This is a genomic window from Burkholderia sp. ABCPW 11 (genome assembly GCF_001523445.1).
In the GTDB taxonomy this organism is placed as follows: domain Bacteria; phylum Pseudomonadota; class Gammaproteobacteria; order Burkholderiales; family Burkholderiaceae; genus Burkholderia.
This window is the reverse complement of sequence record NZ_LOVM01000091.1, coordinates 1-1,716: the sequence shown is the minus strand read 5'-3', so window position 1 is coordinate 1,716 and position 1,716 is coordinate 1. Positions and strand designations below refer to the sequence as shown.

The window sequence follows — 1,716 nt, the reverse complement described above, 5'->3', positions numbered from 1 at the left end:
CACGGCGACCTGACGCTTGAGCATCTCCATCGCGACCGCGAGCGACGGCACGCCGTCCCAGCGCAGTTCCATGTTGTAGTTCAGGCCGCCGCGAATCACGTGGCAGTGGTTGTCGATCAAGCCCGGCAGCACGCCGCGGCCGCCGAGATCGATCGTCTTCGTCGCGCGGCCCGCGAGCGGCACGATCTCCGCGTTGCCGCCCACCGCGACGAAGCGGCCGTCCTTGATCGCGACGGCGGTCGCGACCGGGTTCGCACGATCGAGCGTCGTGATGCGCCCGTTGTGAAGGATGAGATCGGGTTGGGTATCGGTTGCGCTCATGAAATGTCCTCGATGCGGTCAGAAGCCGAGCCAGTGATGAACCGGCGCGGTGGCCTGCACGCCGACCAGCATGCCGGCGAGGCCCACCAGCGCGACCAGCGGCGGCGCCGGCGAGCGCACCCCGATCACGCTGTACACGACGCCGATCAGCATGCCGGCGCCCAATGAAAGTAAATATGATTCCATAACGTTTTCTCCCGGCCGGATTAGAATCACCCGCATCGCGAGGCCGCGCGCGCGGCGCATCGCATCCGTTTCGCTTGCCTGCCATCCCTTCCGACCATGCAACACCTTCCTGATCTCGAAGCCTGGGCCATCTTTGCGCGCGTCGCCGAGACGGGTTCGTTCGCTAAAGCCGCCGACCTGCTCGGCGTATCGCAACCCACCGTGTCGAAAGCGGTCGCGCGCCTCGAAAAGCGCCTCGGCGCGATGCTGCTGTACCGCACGTCGCGCAAGCTGTCGCTCACGCCGACCGGCGAACTGCTGCGCGACCGTGCGATCCGCCTGCTCGCCGATGCGGAGCTGATCGAAAACGAAGCGTCCGCGCAGGCACTCGAACCGCATGGCCTCGTGCGCGTGAATGCGCCGATGTCGTTCGGGCTGCACCATTTGTCGCCGGTGCTGCCCGCGTTTCTCGAGCGCTATCCGCGCGTCGACATCGACCTCGTGCTGACCGACCACATCGTCGACATCGTGTCCGGCGGCTTCGACGTCGCGATCCGCATCGCCGAACTGGCCGATTCGTCGCTGCGTTCGCGCCGCTTGTGCGCGGTGCGCCGGCCACTCGTCGCATCGCCCGCGTATCTCGACCGGCACGGCCGGCCCACGCATCCGCGCGACATCGAACAGCACGTGTGCCTCACCTACACGAACCTGCCGACGCCCGAGTACTGGCGCTTTCGTCACACGGTATCGGGCGACGACTTCGGCGTGAACGTGCACGGGCGCATTCGCTCCAACAACGCCGACGTGATCGTCCCCGCGCTCGTCGCCGGTCACGGCCTCGCGCTTCAGCCCGAATTCCTGGTGTGGGACGAACTGCAGCGCGGCGCGCTCGAGGAAGTGATGAGCGACTGGAAGATCGCGGACATCAACGTAAACCTCGTCACGCCCCCCGGCATGCTGCGCGCCGCGCGCGTGACGGTGCTGCTCGCTTTCCTCGCCGAACATTTCTCGCGCGCGCCGTGGGCGCTGCCCGCCGCCTGAACGCGCGACAGCCGACGGCACGCGATCGCCGCGGTAGCCGCTGCGGCGATCGCGGCCGACGGCCCGTTACTTCGCCGGTACGGCAGGGATCGACTCGTGCGGCGTCGCGGTACGCTGCGGCGCCTTGTGGACCATCGTGTACGCGTAGTCGACGCCCATCCCGTACGCGCCCGAATGCTCCTTCGCGAT

General features: G+C 67.5%; 3 protein-coding genes and 1 pseudogene. 1 reads left to right on the top strand and 3 read right to left on the bottom strand.

Annotation, left to right across the window (positions count from 1 at the left end; genetic code table 11):
- A partial coding sequence (locus WS61_RS28990) for an amidohydrolase family protein (RefSeq protein WP_157692791.1) occupies window positions 1-321 on the bottom strand: 321 nt, incomplete at its 3' end.
- Between the two features lie 18 nt (window positions 322-339).
- Entirely contained in the window at window positions 340-507 is a 168-nt protein-coding gene (locus tag WS61_RS28985) for a DUF1427 family protein (RefSeq protein ID WP_059505705.1), read from the bottom strand.
- Between the two features lie 96 nt (window positions 508-603).
- Here WS61_RS28985 and WS61_RS28980 point away from each other — a divergent pair, with 96 nt between their 5' ends.
- Window positions 604-1,527 (top strand): LysR family transcriptional regulator, encoded by a 924-nt coding sequence (locus WS61_RS28980; protein WP_059505704.1) that lies wholly within the window; start codon window positions 604-606, stop codon window positions 1,525-1,527.
- Window positions 1,528-1,593: 66 nt separating this feature from the next.
- Here WS61_RS28980 and WS61_RS28975 read toward each other — a convergent pair.
- A pseudogene (locus WS61_RS28975) lies at window positions 1,594-1,716 on the bottom strand (hydrolase); the annotation flags it as partial.